The following is a 20,598-nucleotide window of genomic DNA, read 5'->3' as shown; positions in this document are numbered from 1 at the left end:
ATCTCCTGCGTGACAGGCAGGCATGTTAACCACTACACCACGGGACCATTTGGTTGCGGGGACAGGATTTGAACCTGCGACCTTCGGGTTATGAGCCCGACGAGCTACCGTACTGCTCCACCCCGCGATAATACTATTCATATAAAATTCATATGGTGGAGGATGACGGGATCGAACCGCCGACCCCCTGCTTGTAAGGCAGGTGCTCTCCCAGCTGAGCTAATCCTCCGAAGTGGTGACCCGTACGGGATTCGAACCCGTGTTACCGCCGTGAAAGGGCGGTGTCTTAACCACTTGACCAACGGGCCAATATGTATGGCAGAGAAGAAGGGATTCGAACCCTCGCACCGCGTTAGCGATCTACTCCCTTAGCAGGGGAGCCCCTTGAGCCACTTGGGTACTTCTCTGTATGGCTCCGCAGGTAGGACTCGAACCTACGACCGATCGGTTAACAGCCGATAGCTCTACCACTGAGCTACTGCGGAATAATGAAGACAATTTGTATCTTATAAAAATTCTTTCTGTAAGTCAAGAAGTTTTTAACAACATCTTGTTCAAACGTGACATGTTTATAATATACTGGATTGCGTTTTTACTGTCAAGATGTTTTCGATATCGGTTTGAGTTTCCCTTTACACTTTCCGCAGACATATCTTTTTGTATTTATTTGACGCCTTCTTACATATTGAAGTAAACACTCCATACATTCATACTTATAAATCTTTTTTTCCTTCTCTTCATTAATCATTCGTTTACAAAAACGAGGTGCATCAACTTTCTTTAACAACTCACGAAAATCTCTGTCCCTGTGCTTATACCCTCTTCCTGTAATATGCAAGTGATAATGACACAGTTCATGTTTGATGATTCCGATTAACTCCTCCTTACCATACATTTCGTAATATCGATAATTCAGTTCAACATTGTGACTCTTCAACAGATAACGCCCACCAGTTGTACGCAGCCTACTATTGAACGTTGCTTTATGTAAAAATGGCATTCCGAAGTATTGTAGCGATACTTCTTCCACTAGCCGTTGAATTTCTTCCTCGTCCATTCTCATTCCTCCTAAACAAAAAAATATTTTTACACTTTTCACGCTTCTTATACATATATTAAATAGTACATATACCCATCCTCATTCAAGACGCGTGGTTTCTAAAAACACAACATGAATAGAAATCCACTCACCAACCTCTCATCAATAGCACTTTAGATTTTTGAGAGTAGGATTAAACAAGGAGGGATTCCTATGCCTACGTGGCTAAAAAAACAGATGCAACGTGCATATTTCGAAAAAAACCGGTATCAAATTAAATTGCTAAATGAATGCTGGTTTTATTATAGCAAAATACATCAAAACTCATAATCCATTACACTTTTTATTCTATAAAAAAAGAGCAGTTTCATCTGCTCTCTTCTCTTACTATTCAATCGGCAACATAGATAGTGCAACGCGTCCCTTTTTTGTATCAATATCATCTACCCATACTTTTACAATTTGTCCTACTGATACAACATCTAACGGATGCTTTACAAACTGTTTACTAAGCTTAGAAATATGCACTAAACCATCTTGCTTTACGCCCACATCAACAAAAGCACCAAAATCAACAACGTTACGCACTGTTCCTTCTAGTTCCATACCACGTTTTAAATCTTCTAATTTCAAAATCCCTTTTTTCAGAAGTGGTTTAGGCAACTCATCCCTCATATCTCGTTCCGGGCTAATGAGCGCATCTATAATATCAACTAACGTCGGCTCCCCAACTCCCGTTTCTTGAGACAACTTAGAAATCTCCACTTCTTCCAATCTCTTTTGTAATTGCGGTTGTCCTACGTCATCTATCGATAACCCTAAACTCTTCAATAACAATTCAACATTTTTATATTGTTCGGGATGAATACCTGTTCGATCTAATGGATTCGCTCCTTCTAATATACGCAAGAAACCTATACATTGTTCGTACGTCTTTGCACCTAAACGTGGGATTTTCTTTAGTTCCGTGCGCTTTGTGAATTTCCCATCCTCTTCTCTCTTTGCCACAATATTTTTCGCAACAGTTTTCGATAAACCTGAAACATATTGTAACAATGCAACCGAAGCCGTATTTACATTAACCCCAACTTGGTTAACAGCTGTCTCTACTACAAATGTTAATGACTCATTCAATCTCTTTTGAGATACATCATGTTGGTATTGTCCAACCCCAACTGATTTAGGATCAATTTTCACAAGTTCAGCAAGTGGATCTTGCAGACGTCTTCCAATAGAAACGGCACTTCTCTCTTCAACTTGTAAATTCGGGAATTCCTCACGGGCTAAATCAGAAGCTGAATATACACTAGCACCCGCTTCATTTACAATAATATAAAAGACGTCCTGTTTCACACTTTGTAATACATCTACTATAAATTCTTCTGTTTCTCTAGATGCTGTCCCATTACCAATTGCAATCATTTCAACTTGATATTTATCTATAATAGAAAGAACTTTCGTTTTTGCATCATCATATTTACGAACAGGCGGATGCGGATAAATAACATCAATATGTAGTACTTTCCCCGTATCATCTACTACAGACAATTTACAACCAGTTCTATATGCCGGATCTACCGCTAGCACGACTTTCCCTTTCATCGGAGGTTGTAATAATAAGTTACGTAAGTTCTCAGAGAAAATATGTATCGCTTGTTCTTCAGCTGTTTCTGTTAATTCTTTACGAATTTCTCTTTCAATTGAAGATTGAATTAATCGTTTATAACCATCTTCAATCGCTAATTGTACATAATGCGCACTTTTAGAATCGTTATCACGAATTACTTTCTTATATAAGAAATTTAATATCTCATCTACTGGTGGGACAACAGAAACTCTCAATATATCTTCTTTCTCACCGCGATTCATTGCTAATACACGATGCGGTACTACTTTTTGCAATGGTTCTTCATAACTGTAATACATTTCATATATATTCTTTTCATCTTTTTCTTCACCTTTTACGGACGAAGACATAATACCTTTTCTAAAAGTAACATTTCGAATCCAACTACGATACGCAGCTTCATCTGAAATCATTTCTGCAATAATATCTTGTGCACCTTGTAAAGCTTCTTCTGAAGATTGCACTTCTTTCTCTGCATTAATAAATTCCACTGCCTTTTTAGCCGGTTCTTCTTTCTTATATAACAATAACCATTCAGCTAACGGTTCTAACCCTTTTTCTTTTGCAATCGTTGCTTTCGTTCTTCTTTTCTCTTTATATGGACGATATAAATCTTCTACTTCCTGCAACTTTGTAGCTTTAACAATTTGCTGTCTTAGCTCTCCTGTCAGTTTTCCCTTCTCATCAATAAGACGAATAACTTCTTCCTTCCTATCTTCAAGTTGCATCATATATTGCCATCTCTCTAAAATCGCACGAATTTGCACCTCATCTAAAGAGCCTGTCCATTCTTTTCGGTAACGAGCAATAAATGGAACTGTGTTACCTTCTTCTGTTAATTGAATAACATGACGAACTTGCTTTTCGCTAAAGCCTAATTCTTTCACTAACATTTTCATTAACGCTTGTCGATTATCTACCATTTCCATATACAACCGTAACCTCCTCTATAATAAAAAAAAGTTGCCCTTCAAAGAGAGCAACTTAAACTGCCGATTTAAAAATCTATTAGTCCTAAACTAATTTGTAACGCTTCATCTACACGACTCATCATCACTTCATCTAAATGAGTGATTTTGTCCGTTAAGCGTTGCTTATCGATTGTTCGAATCTGCTCAAGTAAAATAACAGAATCTCTCTCAAAACCATACTTTTTCGCATCAATTTCCACATGAGTGGGTAATTTCGCTTTTTGAATCTGTGCAGTAATAGCCGCTACAATCACCGTTGGACTAAAACGATTTCCGATGTCATTTTGAATGACAAGAACCGGACGAACGCCTCCTTGCTCAGAACCAACAACTGGGGAAAGGTCTGCAAAATACACGTCGCCGCGTTTTACAATCAAAATATTACCCCCCGCTAACTAAGCGTTCTACTGTATGAGCTGCTTCATACTCCGCTAAGAAAGCTTCAGATGCAATACCAAGATTAATTTTTCCCATTTCAATATACCCACGTCGCATTGATTCATGTTGGTAGCGTTTCTTCGTCTTATGTTGACGCAATAACAATTGTGTTGCCTGGCAAATTAGTTCATGGCGATTCTTATTCTCTTGTTTTCCAATTCCGTCCAATTCCGTTACCATTTGCTTTGGCAACCGAACCACGATTTCAGTAGTTACACTTGATTCGGACACAAAAATACACCTCCACCGTCAACTACACACCCAAATATATATATGACACCTATTGTAATAATACCATTGTATGGAGCCTGTTGCAAAGACTTCCTTATTCCTTGCTTATGTTTTCCAATTCACAAACAAAACATTCATCTTCTTAAATTTTTTATCTCATAACTAACTAAAAACAATAGAACTCCTCTTCAAAACTTACGTGTAACTTATATAAAAAATGATTATAAGTAAAAAGCTTCTCATCAAAAAGAGCTTATTATCCAGCAATGAACAGTCACTCCAATGACAAGAAGCAATCATACTACCTTCTATATATTGTTCAAGTAATTAATTATCTCTACAACCTTACCATTCCGTATAAATATTCTTGGCACACGGAAACTGATCGTTGCAATAATTTCATAATTAATAGTCCCTGAATATTCCGCAACCTCTGTAGCGCTAATATACTCATCCCCCTGCCTTCCAATAAGCGTAACTTTCGTACCAAGTGGCACTTCACAAGGAAGATGAATCATGAACTGATCCATTGTTACTCGCCCTACAATCGGTACCCTTTTACCATTTATAAGCACTTCAAATCCTTGTAATCTTCTAAGCCATCCATCTGCATAACCAATCGCTACAGTCGCGATCCATTCTTCAGTTTTCGTTCGGTAAGTGACATTATAACTAATTCCATCACCTTTAATCACCTGTTTAATATGAGCTACTTTCGTATGCAGTGATAGCGCCGGTTCTAATTCAAATGGTAAAAAAGGACGTATTTCTACAGAAGGAGATAATCCATACATTGCAATCCCAATTCGCACTGCATTAAATGTAATCCCTTGAAAACGTAACGTGGCAGCACTATTAGCTGTATGGACAAACTTAGGATCCACTCCGAATTCTTTCAACCAACTTAACTGCTCTAAGAACGTGTTATATTGCTTATCAAAATACGAAGTCTCAACCTCATCTGCCGTTGCAAAATGCGTGTATACTCCTTCTAACTCTAAAAACGGTGCACCTTCTAAACTCTTTAAAAATGCTTTCAGTTCTTTTCTTTCACGTATTCCAATTCTCCCCATACCACTATCAAAGTTAATATGGAATTTCATTACAGATGAACCATCCCAAAGTTTAATTGCTTCGTCCACCCATTCTTTTTGAAAAACAGTTAGCGCTACATCATTTTCAGCAGCTACATTTACATCACGCGGCGGCGAGGGACCTAACACTAAAATCGGCACAGTAATACCAGCCCTCCGAAGCACTAAAGCTTCATCTAAAAAAGCAACTGCTAACCTTGTTGCACCCGCTTCTAATGCCGTTTTAGCCACCGGTACATAATCGTGCCCATATGCATTTGCTTTAACTACAGCAAAAATCTCTACATTACTTGGGATGAACTCTTTAATATGCGTAACGTTGTTATAAATGGCATCTAAATCCACTTCCACCCAAGTGTCACGGTAAAATGGTGCTTCTTCCATAAATACACTTCCTTATACACGATATGCGAAGCTTATTCTTTTATATGCTTCTTTTATGAAATCCACCTTCAAACTAAGAAAAGACGTGATGCACATATATCACCACGTCTAAGAAGTTTACTTCACCTGCTTCGCTGTAACTGAACGAGCAACCATTAGTAGCTCCTTCGGCTCTAAACCTTTAGACACGAGCATATATTCTACTCCGTTATGCGACCACGTTACAGAGTCTTTCGTCAATGCACCAATCGTAAACCCAAGATCAACCGGTTCTCCACTTACACTTACCGCTGATGAAGCCTCTGCAACTTTTGCCTTTTCTTGTATTAAAGTAAAGGATTTCTTATTTCCAGTGTATGTGAGTATCGCACGCTTGCCACTGTCTGTCTTCAACTCTTTTTCATCTTGCAGAGTCATACCTTGCGGTGTATCAAGTGGATACAAAATAGCAAACGGTTTGTCTTCTTTCGCTGTTGTTTGAACATCTACCTGCGCTCTAGACATATTTTGTTTCGTATCAAATGCACCTTTATCAAATTTCGCATCGAATTTCACCTTAGAGAAATCTACTTTCACAAGAACATTTTGATCATTATCCATTAACTTCACTGAAACTGGAGTCAAATCGCTCTTCTTCAGCGTAATCTCTTGTTTCGGCAACATATTTTGATGTTGATAGTTTGTTTTTGTTTTAAAAATATAATACTTATCTGTTTTCTCGAAAGTAAGGTTTTTCTTATCCTGCAAAATATCTCTTACAAGTGATTCATATAAATAAGCCTGGCTGCTATTTTGCGGCCAATCACTTTGAAAACGGAAGCTCTTATTAAGTGCTGGCGTTAATACAAATACACCTTCTTCATTTCTTAAAATGATTTGGCTCTGATCTTTTTTTGCATTCTTTAAATTCACACGATAAAAAGACGGTTCCTTATGCCAAATCTCTACATTATACTCCTGAGGCTCATTTCCTGTTTTAATAGATAATTTCGCTTCAGCTTGATAACTTTTCATCCCTTTTACTTTCGCTTCTAAATCTCTCACGACATCATCTTGTTTCTTTTCCACACAACCCGCCAACACAAAAACGGTCAACAAACCGACAAGAACTAAAAACAGACGCCTTTTCATCACTTCAGCCCCTTTGCCCCTATAAATGAATGGAAGATGTACCTTCCTTATCGCTACCTCAAATATATGAGACAAAGATATAAAATATGCAGACTAGCGTGACGAGCTCTCTAAAACAACTTGAGCAACAGCAAATTCCTTACTATGACTAATCGATAAATGAACAACATACTCTGTACTTGTAATCAGAATCGGCTTACCTCTTTCATCATTTTTCACTTCAATATCTAAAAAGCTCACTTCTTTCCCGATACCAGTACCTACAGCTTTTGAATACGCCTCTTTCGCTGCAAACCTTCCAGCTACAAACTCTGTAAGACGACTTCCTTTCAGCTCCATAGCAACATTACGTTCATTTTCTGTTAAAATACGTTCCATAAATTTAAGCTTTCCATCTAGCATTTTTTCAATACGATTTAATTCAATAATATCGATTCCAATCCCTATAATCATTTCAAAATCCCCTTCTTCTATTTAACTTTCTTCTTTCATATTGATAAGAATAACAGAGAATCTTTCTGATGCAAAAGGGGTGATAGTAACCGTATGCTAATAAGATCCACTCAGATTTCTTTACAACCGACTATTCTCACCTTACTTTTTATTCACTTAGTCATGATGATATTAGGCGACTTTTTCCTCTTCCCACTGGCAGCCTCTAATGAATATATCGCTAAAGGAGAATGGTGGCGTGTCATAACTTCCCTTCTGGTACACGTAGACTTACAACATTTTCTTTCTAATAGTATTTTTTTGTTTGCACTTGGTTCTTCTATCGAAAAGCAACTCGGACACTTTTCTTTTTTTATTCTATTTTTTCTTTCTGGAATTTCTGGAAATATTTCTTCTTATATTATTATGCCTCCTGAATATATTCACGCAGGTGCATCAGGTGGTATTTTCGGACTATTAGGCGCACAATTATTTTTATTGTACAATAGATACCGCTCTTCAAAACCAAAAGAAATTGCCATTTTCTCAATTATGATACTTCTATTACTGCTATTTACTTTCTTTAATCCTTCCGCCAATCCGATCAGTCATTTAACAGGTTTAATAACCGGCGGCATTTTAACTCCTTTTTTAACAAAAAAAAACGATGGTGCAAAGCTTATTTAATATAAAAGCTTGCACCATCGATAATTTCTACATCTACCTGTTCGCTTAAATCCCTCATTAATTGAAATAAAGACTCATCCTTCATCTTCGCCTCAATCATACAATCAATTTGTGGAACACTTCCCTTTATCCTTCTTAAAAAAGATAAAAATGCGTCTACATTAATATAATCTGCATGAGCTCTTGGATCTTTTCCCTCTCTAGGGCTAGAAATATGCATTTTAACCGGCAACAAAGATGTTTCCCACGTATGAACAACACGTGCCCAATCTTCATACCAATCTTCTTGCTCATTATTCATCATATGGTGATGCAAATCAAACACGACGGGAATATCTAATTTTTCTCCTAAATATAATGTTTCCTCTAACGTAAAAGTTGTATCATCATTTTCTAATATAATCATTTCTTGAATACCCCTTGGGACATTAGACCAATTCTCTATAAAACGCTCTAATGCAAGTTCTTTATCTTTATACCCTCCTCCAACATGTAGTACACATCGTTGCTTATGTTCAATCCCCATGCCTTTTAATAATTTTTTGTGCATCTGCAGTGTCTTTACAGATTGTTTAAAAACACTCTCCTCAGGTGAATTTAGTACAACAAAATGATCTGGATGGAAATCAATTCGCATATTCATATGAATTGCATATTCACCTAATTCTTTCAATTTTTCTTTTAAAGGACGAATATAGTTCCACTCTAGCAATTCCTCATGATTCGCTAAAGGAATGAGCTTAGAACTAAGCCGAAAGAAAGATATGTCATGTCCCTTATTATGCTTTAATAAACGTAAACAATTTTCCAAATTGGAATTAGCAATTCTTTCAAGTTTACGAATTGCAGCATCACGATCATCTATTTTCTGAAACTGTGCGTACGTCATCGTTTGAGATGGGGATGCATTCTTCAAATGCACACTCATCGCAACGTAACCAAGCCTTACAAGCATATAACAGCCCCTTTTCTATCATAACTACTATGTAGTATGCACAATTACAGAAATAAAAAAAGAGAATGCCAGCAAAGGGCATTCTCTTTTTTATTAAGCTTGTGGACGGCTATGATGTTTTCTTTCGCCTCGTCCATTTGAAGATCCTGGGCGACCTTGACCTTCACCTCTACGACCACGACTACCACCATCACGATTACGATCACGGTTTCCATCACGATTGCGATCACGGTTTCCGTCACGATTACGTCCATCACGGTTACGACCATCGCCACCGCCGCGTCCATCACGACTACGATTACGGTTACCATCACGGTATCCGCCTCCGTTACCGCCACGTTTCTTAGAACCGCCACCTCTTGAAACAACTGGTGGTTCTGATGTTAAAGCAATCGGAGTTGTATCCGGCTCTTTAGTCATCATTTTTAAAGCAGCAGCTACTACTGTTACAGAGTCATTCTCTTCTAACATTTCTTCTGCAATACGCTTGTAGTATGATAAGTTCTCATTTTGGATTGTGCTTTGAAGTTTTTCAGCGATTAAACGTTGTTGACCTTCTAATGCCTCGTCAAGTGTCGGTGCTTCCATACGATCAACTTTACGTTTTGTTGTACGCTCGATATTTTTTAATTGTCCTGATTCACGTGGTGTTACAAATAACATTGCAATACCTTTTTTACCTGCACGGCCAGTACGACCAATACGGTGAACGTATGATTCTGGATCTTGTGGGATATCGAAGTTGTATACGTGTGTTACGCCTGAAATATCAAGACCACGTGCAGCAACGTCTGTTGCAACAAGAACTTCAATAGCACCTTCTTTAAATTTACGTAATACAGACATACGTTTCGCCTGTGTTAAGTCACCATGAATACCTTCTGCTGCATAACCACGTAAGTTTAATGCTTCTGATAATTCATCAACACGACGCTTTGTACGACCGAATACGATCGCAAGCTCTGGAGATTGAATATCTAGTAAGCGTGTTAACACGTCAAACTTTTTCTTTTCTTGCACTTCTAAATAGAACTGCTGAATGTTTGGCATTGTTACTTCTTTTGCTTTTACTTTAATGTGTTGAGGCTCAGTCATGAAACGCTCAGCAATACGACGGATTGGATCTGGCATTGTCGCTGAGAATAATAATGTTTGATGTGTTTCTGGCACATCTGTTAAAATCGCTTCAATATCTTCAATGAAGCCCATGTTTAACATTTCATCCGCTTCATCAAGAACAACAGTCTCTACGTTTTGTAAGCGAAGTGTTTTACGGTTAATATGATCTAAAATACGACCCGGCGTACCAACAATAATGTGTGGGTGTTTTTTTAGAGCACGAATTTGGCGGTTAATATCTTGACCACCATAAATTGGTAGAATACGAACACGTTTATGTTTACCAATTTTGTATAGCTCTTCTCCAACTTGAATTGCTAATTCACGCGTTGGCGCGATAACAATACCTTGAACTGCTTCTTTATTTGTATCCACTTTATCTAATAGTGGTAATCCGAATGCTGCTGTTTTCCCTGTACCTGTTTGCGCTTGCCCAATAATATCCTTACCTTGCAATGCATGTGGAATTGTTTCAGCTTGAATCGGCGTAGCCTCTTCAAAGCCCATACTTTCAACCGATTGCAGTAAAGACTCACTTAATCCTAATTCTCGAAATGTTGTCAATGTTACTTCTCCTTTTCTATCCTATACTTATCATTTAAAAAAAGGCGTTTTCCGAATTTGCGGAAAAGCCCTTTTCCTGAATGCTCACGTATATAACCGGGCGTATATTCTTCACGAAAATACTTCTAAACGTTATTACACTTTATCAATTATAAGTTTTGTATGTGTAAAAAGCAAACCCAACTGTTACCTTATTTTATATTCAGGGCCTTTTTCTTTACTTTTATTTTTTTATCATTTACTGTAAGCGCTTATTATAAGTTTCTTCTATTTTCGTGACTATCATCCCTATTTATATACACCAATTATTTCAACATCGTAATTACTTCTTCTAATTTCATACCGCGAGATGCTTTTATTAATACAACATCTTTCGCATCGACTACTGCTTGTAAATCTCTTACTAACTCTTCTTTATTATCATACGCCTTTACACGTTCATTAGGGAAATTAATTTTCGCTCCTTCAGCAATTTGAGCTCCTAATCTACCGTATGTGAATACATGTGAGATTTTTGCTGGATCGATTAATTTACCTACCTCATAATGGAACTGCACTTCTTGATTTCCAAGTTCTAACATATCACCGAGCACAACGATTTTTTTAGTAAATCCATCTAAACCGTTCATTAAATGGAATGCTGCCTCCATAGCCGTCGGACTTGCATTATAAGCATCGTTGATAATTGTTAATCCACTATCCGTTTTTACAATTTCCATACGCATGCCCGTCATTTGAAGTGTTACTAAACCTTGTTTCATTTCTTCCCACGTCACACCAAAATGTGTCGCAATTGCCATTGAAGCAAGTGTATTGTACACATTATGTTTTCCTAACACCGGTAGGTAGAATGAAATATTTTCATCTCTATTCATTTTAAAATGTGTCCCCGTTGCCTGTAATGTTACAGTCGTTGGATAGTAATCGTTGGCTCTTGCATCACCAAACGTAACTGTTTCTGCCGCTAAATTCATTTCAGGAACACGATTCGTTAATAACGGCTCATCTCCATTATATACGAACACGCCACCTTCTTGTAACCCTGTAACAATTTCTAATTTCGCTTCAGCAATTGCCTCACGAGATCCTAAATCCATTAAATGTGCCTCACCAATATTCGTAATGATAGCTGCATTAGGACGAGCTAACTTAGATAAAAATTCAATCTCTCCTCGGCTTGACATACCCATTTCTAATACAGCTACTTCTGTATTTTCTTCTAAGTTTAAAATAGTGAGAGGTAACCCAATATGGTTATTGAAATTCCCTTCTGTTTTTTGAACTTTGAACTTAGTCGCGAGAATACTTGTCACAATATCTTTCGTGGATGTTTTACCGTTACTACCTGTCACACCAACAACTTTAACATCCAATTGATCGCGATAGTTTTTCGCTAACATTTGCAGTGCAGATAGCGTATCTTCTACAAAAATAACCGGAAGATTCTCGGGTGGATTTGCTACATCTTTCATCCACAATGTAGCTACAGCTCCATTTTCAACTGCTTTATCTACAAAAGCATGTCCATCGAAACGCTCCCCTTGAATCGGAACATATAAGTTTCCTTTTTCAATTTTTCTCGTATCAATAGACACGCCTTGAATAATAGTTCCCTCATATTGCTCTGCTAATCCAGTACCATTTACCATCTGTTCTACTTGCTTTAACATTCGCTTTATCATATAGAAACGCTCCTTACATAGAGGAAGCACTATTCCTACGAATAGTGCTTCCTCCTTTTTTTGTTAGATTGTATATTTAATTTTTTGTTTTTCTTCGTGACGTTCAATCGCTAAACGAATTAGCTCTTCGATTAACTCTGGATACGGTAACCCAGTATGTTGCCATAATAGAGGGAACATACTAAACGGTGTAAATCCTGGCATAGTGTTTACTTCGTTAATATACACTTCTCCGTCTTTCGTTAAGAAGAAATCAGCTCGCGTTAAGCCTGCACCATCTAATGATTGGAACGCAATAATTGCATCACGCTTAATTACATCAGATTCTTCTTCTGTCATTTCAGCTGGAATAATTAACGCCGTATCACCATCGATATATTTCGACTTATAATCATAGAAGTCCTTTTTCGGAACGATTTCACCTACAACTGAACATTTCGGCTCATCATTACCTAGTACACCAACTTCTACTTCACGACCTACAATATTTTCTTCTACAATAATTTTGCGATCAAATTGGAATGCCTCTACAAATGCATTCTCAAGTTCTTCACGATTTTTACACTTATTAATACCAACACTTGAACCAAGGTTTGCTGGTTTTACGAAGCAAGGATATCCTAACTTATCTTCTACTTTAGAATAAGCTTCCTCACGATTTTTTTCCCATGCACTGCGGATGAAAGACGCATATTTTGCTTGTTTTAAACCAGCCTCTGCAAAGATGTTTTTCATAACAACTTTATCCATACCAGCAGATGATGCTAGAACACCATTTCCTACATAAGGAATATTCATCAATTCTAATAATCCTTGAACCGTTCCATCTTCACCGTTTGGTCCATGTAGTAATGGGAAAATAACGTCAATAGCGTTTTCCTCAGAAGCTGCAGATGGAATGATTTCTGTACTTAATGATAATGGAGAAATCGCATTTTCTGCACCGCTCATTTTTAAAGCTTCAACATCTGTTACTTCGCCTTCAATACGCTCACCGCGTACCCATTGACCTTGTTCTGTAATATAAATTGGATGAATCTCGAATTTATCTTGATTTAACGCTTTAATAGCAGCAAGAGCCGTCTGTAGCGAAACTTGATGCTCAGCTGATTTTCCACCATATAATAAACCTAATTTAATTTTCGTCAATGAAATCACCCTAACCAATTGTTTTCATTTTTCTATTTTAGCACTTTTTATAAAAATAGGTAGTTCCTATTTGAAATAAAATGTAACTTCCATAAATAATTAAATAACATCACTTATTGGTTTTTTATTTCATTTTCTTTATAGCTACACAAAATAAAATGGCAATCTAATCTAGTTATGTACCTAAAATATGTAGAAATCCCCTTTTTTGTGTATGTCACCTATTTACTAAGAAGATTGTTTGGTTAGTGTATCTTTTTGCCTTTGCTCAACAAGGCGATCTAAAGAAATATATACAATACCTGCAACTACACATCCTACAGCTAAAATTGTAAATAGAAAGTGGCCAAGTAATCGATCTAATAAAAAGCCTCCCAAAAGTGGACCAAATGCGCTTCCTGTAATCCACTGCAAACTTGCAGCGCCCATATAAGTCCCTCTCAAATGCTCAGGTGCCAAGTTTGCTACAAATGTCATCTGTACAGGCGACATAATCATCTCACCTAACGTATATATAGCATAAACGAACAGTAGTGTTATTAAAATAACTGTAGCATTTGTATTAAACTCTCCAAACCACTTCGGTAACCACCCTATAAAAAATAATCCAATCCCGAACAAACATGCACCATATAACATCGTCTTCCCGACTGGTTTATCCGTAGCCCATTTTGAAATTTGAAATTGGAATAAAACAACTAATAGTCCGTTTAACGCCATTAAATATGGATATGGATTATTCGTTCCAAAAATACGCTTCATTTCGTTATCAAAATGTAGTGGCAACATGCCTTCTGTTTGAGAAAACCCCATCGAAATGATAATACCTGCTAATAAGTAAATCATTAATACCTTATCTCGCATTACAATTTTCCAAACTGCCCCAGATTCCTTTTCTTTATGTTCTTCCTTATCTGTCCTCTTTGGCATCGTCTCTTGAATAAGAAGTAATACAAGTAACGCATAAAATAGCATTGTAGAAGAGGCAATAATAAACACAAGATTCTTTGACAACACAACTACTGATGCTCCCATTATCGGACCAATCGCAGCACCTATATTGTGTCCCATTCGTAATAAACCATATGCCTCTGTTCTTTTTTCTGGTGCCGTTACATCTGCGACCATAGCTGATGCAGCTGGATGAAATAAAGAATTACTCAATCCTAAAAAAATAGATAAAATTGCATATGGAATAAATCCTTCTATAAATAGAAAACCGAGCATTAATAATGCATTACTTGCCATAGAAAATATCATAATCGGTTTTCTTCCATATATGTCAGCAATTCTTCCTCCTATAAGTGATCCAAAGCTTGCAGCAATTGGAGAAAGCGCCATAATAACCCCAACTTCCAACAACGAATCTACCTTATCTTTTAAATATAATGCAAAAAAAGGCATTAACATCATCATTGCAATTCCATTTAACGTCTCTCCAATAAATCGAATCCATACGTTACGGTCCATCTCCCTTAACTCACGCCACGTATTTTTCATCATTTCACCCCTTTAGTTAGCCAACAATTATCTTATAATAAGTTCAGAAAAATGTAAATTTTCAAATAAAAAATCCATTCTAACAGAATTAGAATGGATTTTTTTCGCTTATAAATTCGCAACATCTTCTTCTTTTTTACTATTATTTAAAGCACTATGTTTTCGGCTATATAAGAAGTAAACCGCTATACCAATAACCATCCATATCCCAAAACTAATCCATGCTGTCCCCGATAATTGAAGCATTAAGTATAAACAGAAAATCACTGTTAACGCTGGTAAAAACGGTACAAGCGGAGCCTTAAATGCCCTTGGTAAGTCTGGATGGGTTCTTCTCATTACAATTACCGCAACAGCTACGAGTGCAAATGCTGACAATGTCCCCATGTTTACAAGATGTGCTAAAACATTTAAATCTATTAATCCTGAAATCAGTGCCGCAATAATTCCCGTTGTCCATGTATTTAAAAATGGCGTTTTAAATTTCGGATGAACTTTAGCAAGACGCTTCGGTAATAAACCATCTCGGCTCATCGCATAAGAAACACGAACTTGCCCATACATCATAACTAGCATTACTGTTGTAATCCCTGTAATTGCTCCTACTGAAATTACCCCCGCTAATCCATCTTGTCCAATAAATTGAAGTGCAAAAGCAACTGGATCTGATATATTTAGCTGTCCGTATGGAACAATTCCTGTCAAAATAAGCGAAACAACGATATAAAGAACTGTACAAATTAATAACGATGCAATAATACCAATTGGTAAATCACGTTGCGGACGTTTCACTTCTTCTGCCGCTGTTGAAACTGCATCAAATCCTATAAATGCGAAGAATACTGTGGCCGCTCCAGCCATTACACCATCTAAACCAAATGGCATAAAAGGCGTCCAGTTTTCAGGTTTCACATAATTAAAACCAGCAAAGATAAAAATAAGAACAACTGCTATTTTAATAAATACCATAATGTTATTTACTCGTGCACTTTCACGAACACCCCTAGATAAAAGAACTGTCATCACTAAAATAATTAGAACTGCAGGTAAATCGATTATTCCACCCTTACCTGTACCAGGAGCCGAGGAGAGAATAGTCGGAATATGAATTCCAAACCCCTTTAATAAAGATTGAAAATATGCAGACCAACCGTTTGCTACAGCAGATGTAGCAAGTAAATATTCAAGCATTAAGTCCCAGCCAATTAAAAATGCGAATACTTCCCCCATCGTCGCGTATGTATACGTATACACACTGCCCGAGACAGGAACTGAAGAAGCAAATTCAGCATAACAAAATGCAGCAAAGGCACAAGCTAGCGCGGCAATCGCAAATGATAATATAATAGCTGGCCCAGAATGTTTCGCTGCCACAACACCCGTTAGAACAAAAATACCAGTTCCAACGATTGCACCGATTCCAAGCATAGTTAAATCTAGCGCGCCCAATGTTCTTGCTAACGTTTTTTGCTTACTTTCTTGCATTAACTTTGCAATTGGCTTCTTTTGAAAAATTTTCTTCATCTTTCACTCCTCCAAGTTTTAAATTTTCTGAAAATTTTTAATTCGCTTTTTTATTTTACTCATTACGCTTTTCCCAGTCAATACTTTTGTCGAAACAAGTAGAAATTCTTCTGAATATGCACCATCCTTATCATTCTTTCTATATATCTTTCGACAACTCTTTTTGGTATTATTATACATGTCGATTCCACAAAAAAGCATGCTCCCTTATTGAGAGCATGCCTTTTTTTACTTATTTCACAGTATATGAACCTTGTTCAATCCAGCTATACATATACTTTTCATCTTCTGTTTCATGTGCTTGTTTTACAATACGAAGCGGACGGAATGTGTCTATCATAACAGCTAATTCAAGCGTCTCTTTCTTCCCTATACTTGCCTCTGTTTTCCCCGGATGCGGCCCATGGGGAATCCCGCTCGGATGAAGTGTAATAGAACCTTCTTCCACACCTTTGCGACTCATAAAGTTTCCTTCTACATAATAAAGAACTTCATCACTATTAACATTACTATGATAATATGGTGCCGGAATTGACTCTGGATGATAATCGTATAAACGTGGTACGAAAGAGCAAATAACAAAATTATGCCCTTCAAATGTTTGATGTACTGGCGGTGGTTGATGAATGCGCCCTGTAATTGGTTCAAAATCCTCTACATTAAATACCCACGGATACAAATAGCCATCCCATCCAACAACATCTAACGGGTGGTGTCCTAAAACATGTTTATGCATATATCCTCTTGATTTTGTCATTACGACAAACTCGCCTTTTTCATCATAGGTCTCTAATTTTTCTGGACCACGAAGATCTCTTTCACAAAACGGACTATGCTCTAACAATTGTCCATATTCATTTCGATAACGACGCGGCGTTGTAATTTGGCTATTCGCCTCTACAACAAGAAACTTAGTCTCTCCTTCATCTGGAATAACACGATAAATCGTTCCAATTGGGATCGTTACATAGTCACCTTTTCTATAGTGAATCGTTCCAAACATCGTTTCAATTTTCCCTGTTCCATAATGAACAAATAACATTTCGTCGCCATCACCATTACGATAGAAATAATCCATTTTTTCTGTTGGGCTCACTACTCCAATTAACAAATCTTCATTTCCAAGTATGAAATTCCGTCCACTTATTGCATCACCACTTTTTTTATTTTCTTTCGTTCGGAAGTGGCGATGAGAAAGAGCAACATCCTCTTCATACTGCAACTGACAAGAATGCGATAATGCAGAATGACCTACTTCTGTTGGCATATAGTGATGATACAAAATAGACTGCGTACCAGAAAATCCTTTTGTTCCCATTACCTGTTCACGATAAAGCGATCCATCTTTTTTACGAAATTGTACATGTCGTTTATGAGGTAGTTCTCCCATGTGACGATAAAACATGCCCATCACCCGCTTCCTTTTCTTTTTTGATCGTATTACGTAGTGTACCTAAACCAGTAATCGACAGCTCTACAACATCTCCATCTTGTAGCCACTCTTCTGTACCAAGTTCTAAAATACATCCTGTTCCTACTGTCCCAGAACCAATCACATCTCCTGGATATAACGTAACGTCCTCTGAAGCACGTTCAATCATTTCAGCAAATGTATAGTAAATATCTTGGAAGTTTCCCTTTGATAATAGTTTTCCGTTTACATGAGCAGTCATTTCTAAATCATATCGATCACCATTACGATAAACATCTAATTCCTCTTTCGTAACAAGATGTGCTCCTAACGAAGTTGCAAAGTCCTTTCCTTTCGCCGGACCGAGACCTACTTTCATTTCTGTTGCTTGTAAGTCTCTCGCACTCCAGTCGTTCATAATACAATAACCAAAAATATATTCCTCTGCTCGCTCACGAGAAATATTTCGCCCTTCTTTTCCTATTACGCAAGCAATCTCCAGCTCATAATCAAGCTTTTTAGACTTTTTCGGACCAATTACAAAATCACCGGAACCAATTACAGCACGATGATTAGTAAAATAAAAAACCGGAATATCATACCATTCAGGCACAACATCTAGTCCTCTTCGTCCACGAGCTGTTTTTACATGTTGTTCAAATGCGTAAAAATCTCGAATACTACTCGGATTAGGAAGAGCAGCTGTCAATTGTACTTCTTCTAAAGCATATATACCCTTATTTGGATTCTTAATATTCCGCACTACTTCTACATACTCATCAGCTTTTTCTAAAAAAGCCATCATAGAAGAAGGGATTTTCCCTTCACTAGCAAGATTCATATCTATTACTTTGTCACCTTCAAGCCATCCAGCCCGTATTTCTTTTGAAGGAAGACGAAATGTAACAAATTTCATCCTGATTCCTCCTTATAAAAATGAAATTTCCACCAGCAAAGGGACTTTTGCTGGTGGATATAAATCTTATAAGTTTCCGCGACGCTCTTGTTCTCTTTCAATTGATTCGAATAACGCTTTAAAGTTTCCTTCACCAAATCCACGAGAACCTTTACGTTGAATGATTTCAATAAATAAAGTCGGGCGATCTACAATTGGTTTCGTAAAGATTTGTAGTAAGTAACCTTCATCATCACGATCTACTAAGATCTTTAATTCTTTTAGCTTATCAATTTCTTCATCGATTTTTCCAACTCGTGCAGTTAACTCATCATAATAAGTATCAGGTGTATCTAAAAACTCCACCCCATTTGCACGAAGCGCTTCAACCGTTTTAACAATATCACTTGTTAATAAAGCAAGATGCTGTACACCAGCTCCATTATAGAATTCTAGATACTCTTGAATTTGTGACTTTCTCTTTCCGTCTGCTGGTTCGTTAATCGGAAACTTAATACGGCTTCCATTCGTCATAACTTTCGACATTAACGCCGAATACTCTGTACTAATATCGTCATCATCAAAATGAATCATTTGTTTAAAGCCCATGACATTCTCGTAATAACTAACCCACTCTTCCATTTTTTCAACATTACCAACTACATGATCGACAGCAATTAAACCAGACTCTTCAAATGGAATATTAAACTCTACCTTTTGGAATCCTGGCATAAATGCCCCTTTATAATTTTTACGCTCTACAAGCGTATGAATTGTATCACCATACGTACCAATAACTGCTTTTTTCAATGTACCGTCCTCATCTGTTAATTCCTCTGGTGGAGCAATTGCGACGGCACCACGTTTCACTGCTTCTGAGTATGCTTTATCAACATCATCAACAAGTAGTGCCACATCCTTCACGCCATCACCATGAGTCTTTACAAACTCTGCAATACGATTTTCACTACTTAAAGCTCCAGACACAACGAAACGCATATTTTTTTGCACAAGAACATAAGATACCTTTTCACGGTTTCCAGTTTCTAATCCAGAGTAAGCCACAATTTTGAATCCGAACGCTCTCGCAAGATAATAACTCGATTGCTTTGCATTCCCTACGTAAAATTCCAAATGATCTACATCACGTACTGGAAAAAAATCCTCCATTTGTGCAGCTAGCGTATCCATAGATTTTTGTTTCATAATATCTTCATCCCCCTGTAAATAGATTAAATGGTCCATACTTAAAACCAACCGAAAACGCTTCCAACATAAATAAATAGAAATTAGTTAGCAAGCTAACAAATTCTGACCTTTAAAATTTTCTATCTTTTCTGTCAAATTCCTCTTTTTTTCTTACATATAAAATTCGACTTTTTTCTCTTTGAAATAAAGCGGGATTTTATTCAGTGGATTTTTGATTATTCGTTGAATCAAATTTCAAACGCAGCGTCTAATTAGCCATAAATGCTGGATAATGAGGTAGCTTTAATACTTGAGGGTATATAAGAAGAATATAAAAAAGACTCCAACATATTAACTACTTACTAATACGTTAGAGTCTTTATTTTTTTTGAATGATTGTATTTATATATATCATACTAATACACTTGCAAGGAATAGAATAAATGATGTTAATATTACCGCTCCACCTAAGGATCCTAATAAATCTGTTTTTGTTACTTGAAACACTTGTTCACTGTTCATATCCCTCATTCTCCCTTCTTTTTCTTTTGTTACAAAGTTTCTATTATACTAATAC

General features: G+C 37.0%; 19 protein-coding genes and 5 tRNA genes. 2 read left to right on the top strand and 22 right to left on the bottom strand.

Annotated elements, in window-relative coordinates; all coding sequences use genetic code 11:
• Positions 1-50 precede the first annotated feature (50 nt).
• From MR170_RS24380 to MR170_RS24355, 6 genes are all read right to left on the bottom strand, one after another.
• A tRNA-Met gene (locus tag MR170_RS24380) sits at positions 51-127 on the bottom strand.
• 26 nt (positions 128-153) lie between these two features.
• Positions 154-229 (bottom strand) — tRNA-Val (locus tag MR170_RS24375).
• A gap of 4 nt (positions 230-233) precedes the next feature.
• Positions 234-308, bottom strand: a tRNA-Glu gene (locus MR170_RS24370).
• A gap of 8 nt (positions 309-316) precedes the next feature.
• Positions 317-407, bottom strand: a tRNA-Ser gene (locus tag MR170_RS24365).
• Positions 408-410: 3 nt separating this feature from the next.
• Positions 411-485, bottom strand: a tRNA-Asn gene (locus MR170_RS24360).
• A gap of 113 nt (positions 486-598) precedes the next feature.
• Positions 599-1,057: a SprT family protein gene (locus MR170_RS24355; RefSeq protein WP_016083957.1), complete on the bottom strand. Its 459-nt coding sequence runs from the start codon at positions 1,055-1,057 to the stop codon at positions 599-601.
• Between the two features lie 195 nt (positions 1,058-1,252).
• On the opposite strand from MR170_RS24355, the gene cmpA reads away from it, so the two are divergent.
• Positions 1,253-1,369, top strand: coding sequence for a cortex morphogenetic protein CmpA (cmpA, locus tag MR170_RS24350; protein ID WP_001143640.1), 117 nt, complete (start codon positions 1,253-1,255; stop codon positions 1,367-1,369).
• 57 nt (positions 1,370-1,426) lie between these two features.
• On the opposite strand, the gene MR170_RS24345 is transcribed toward cmpA, so the two are convergent.
• The 6 genes from MR170_RS24345 to acpS form a co-directional block, all read right to left on the bottom strand.
• On the bottom strand, positions 1,427-3,595 hold the full coding sequence (locus tag MR170_RS24345; protein WP_242309645.1) for a Tex family protein: 2,169 nt from the start codon (positions 3,593-3,595) through the stop codon (positions 1,427-1,429).
• A gap of 68 nt (positions 3,596-3,663) precedes the next feature.
• On the bottom strand, positions 3,664-4,014 hold the full coding sequence (gene ndoA, locus MR170_RS24340) for a type II toxin-antitoxin system endoribonuclease NdoA (RefSeq protein ID WP_000635965.1): 351 nt from the start codon (positions 4,012-4,014) through the stop codon (positions 3,664-3,666).
• 4 nt (positions 4,015-4,018) lie between these two features.
• Positions 4,019-4,306, bottom strand: a complete 288-nt coding sequence (locus MR170_RS24335; RefSeq protein ID WP_000004570.1) for an antitoxin EndoAI — start codon at positions 4,304-4,306, stop codon at positions 4,019-4,021.
• A gap of 308 nt (positions 4,307-4,614) precedes the next feature.
• On the bottom strand, positions 4,615-5,784 hold the full coding sequence (gene alr / locus MR170_RS24330) for an alanine racemase (protein ID WP_043937329.1): 1,170 nt from the start codon (positions 5,782-5,784) through the stop codon (positions 4,615-4,617).
• 117 nt (positions 5,785-5,901) lie between these two features.
• Positions 5,902-6,852 (bottom strand): LolA family protein, encoded by a 951-nt coding sequence (locus tag MR170_RS24325; RefSeq protein WP_002094231.1) that lies wholly within the window; start codon positions 6,850-6,852, stop codon positions 5,902-5,904.
• Positions 6,853-7,008: 156 nt separating this feature from the next.
• Positions 7,009-7,368, bottom strand: coding sequence for a holo-ACP synthase (gene acpS, locus MR170_RS24320; RefSeq protein ID WP_000583418.1), 360 nt, complete (start codon positions 7,366-7,368; stop codon positions 7,009-7,011).
• Positions 7,369-7,461: 93 nt separating this feature from the next.
• On the opposite strand from acpS, the gene MR170_RS24315 reads away from it, so the two are divergent.
• Positions 7,462-8,034, top strand: coding sequence for a rhomboid family intramembrane serine protease (locus MR170_RS24315; protein WP_000908525.1), 573 nt, complete (start codon positions 7,462-7,464; stop codon positions 8,032-8,034).
• Here MR170_RS24315 and uvsE read toward each other — a convergent pair.
• The 10 genes from uvsE to MR170_RS24265 form a co-directional block, all read right to left on the bottom strand.
• Positions 8,027-8,989 carry a UV DNA damage repair endonuclease UvsE gene (gene uvsE / locus MR170_RS24310; RefSeq protein WP_000961146.1) on the bottom strand — a complete coding sequence of 321 codons (963 nt, stop codon included), beginning with the start codon at positions 8,987-8,989 and terminating at the stop codon, positions 8,027-8,029. The genes MR170_RS24315 and uvsE overlap by 8 nt on opposite strands.
• 93 nt (positions 8,990-9,082) lie before the next feature.
• Positions 9,083-10,672 (bottom strand): degradosome RNA helicase CshA, encoded by a 1,590-nt coding sequence (cshA, locus tag MR170_RS24305; RefSeq protein ID WP_000206602.1) that lies wholly within the window; start codon positions 10,670-10,672, stop codon positions 9,083-9,085.
• A gap of 305 nt (positions 10,673-10,977) precedes the next feature.
• Complete coding sequence (gene murF / locus MR170_RS24300) at positions 10,978-12,354, bottom strand: UDP-N-acetylmuramoyl-tripeptide--D-alanyl-D-alanine ligase (RefSeq protein ID WP_000595969.1); 1,377 nt, start codon at positions 12,352-12,354, stop codon at positions 10,978-10,980.
• Positions 12,355-12,417: 63 nt separating this feature from the next.
• On the bottom strand, positions 12,418-13,503 hold the full coding sequence (locus MR170_RS24295) for a D-alanine--D-alanine ligase (protein ID WP_016083961.1): 1,086 nt from the start codon (positions 13,501-13,503) through the stop codon (positions 12,418-12,420).
• Positions 13,504-13,731: 228 nt separating this feature from the next.
• A complete protein-coding gene (locus MR170_RS24290; RefSeq protein ID WP_000799722.1) occupies positions 13,732-15,003 on the bottom strand; it encodes an MDR family MFS transporter in 1,272 nt (423 codons plus the stop codon).
• A gap of 108 nt (positions 15,004-15,111) precedes the next feature.
• Entirely contained in the window at positions 15,112-16,527 is a 1,416-nt protein-coding gene (bcaP, locus tag MR170_RS24285) for a branched-chain amino acid transporter BcaP (RefSeq protein ID WP_242309643.1), read from the bottom strand.
• Between the two features lie 232 nt (positions 16,528-16,759).
• The gene (locus MR170_RS24280) at positions 16,760-17,932 is read right to left on the bottom strand and encodes a homogentisate 1,2-dioxygenase (protein ID WP_014481934.1); all 1,173 of its coding nucleotides are present in this window, start codon (positions 17,930-17,932) and stop codon (positions 16,760-16,762) included.
• On the bottom strand, positions 17,898-18,854 hold the full coding sequence (locus MR170_RS24275) for a fumarylacetoacetate hydrolase family protein (RefSeq protein WP_016083963.1): 957 nt from the start codon (positions 18,852-18,854) through the stop codon (positions 17,898-17,900). The genes MR170_RS24280 and MR170_RS24275 overlap by 35 nt, the downstream gene beginning before the upstream one ends.
• Positions 18,855-18,920: 66 nt before the next feature.
• A complete protein-coding gene (gene hppD, locus MR170_RS24270) occupies positions 18,921-20,039 on the bottom strand; it encodes a 4-hydroxyphenylpyruvate dioxygenase (RefSeq protein WP_000810920.1) in 1,119 nt (372 codons plus the stop codon).
• Between the two features lie 393 nt (positions 20,040-20,432).
• Positions 20,433-20,543: a DUF3948 family protein gene (locus tag MR170_RS24265; RefSeq protein ID WP_001083691.1), complete on the bottom strand. Its 111-nt coding sequence runs from the start codon at positions 20,541-20,543 to the stop codon at positions 20,433-20,435.
• Between the last annotated feature and the right edge of the window lie 55 nt (positions 20,544-20,598).

It is taken from the genome of Bacillus cereus group sp. BfR-BA-01524 (genome assembly GCF_022662595.1).
GTDB classification, from domain to species: Bacteria; Bacillota; Bacilli; order Bacillales; family Bacillaceae_G; genus Bacillus_A; species Bacillus_A thuringiensis_S.
The sequence above is the reverse complement of the archived record's forward strand: the minus strand, read 5'-3'. Positions and strand labels throughout refer to the sequence as shown.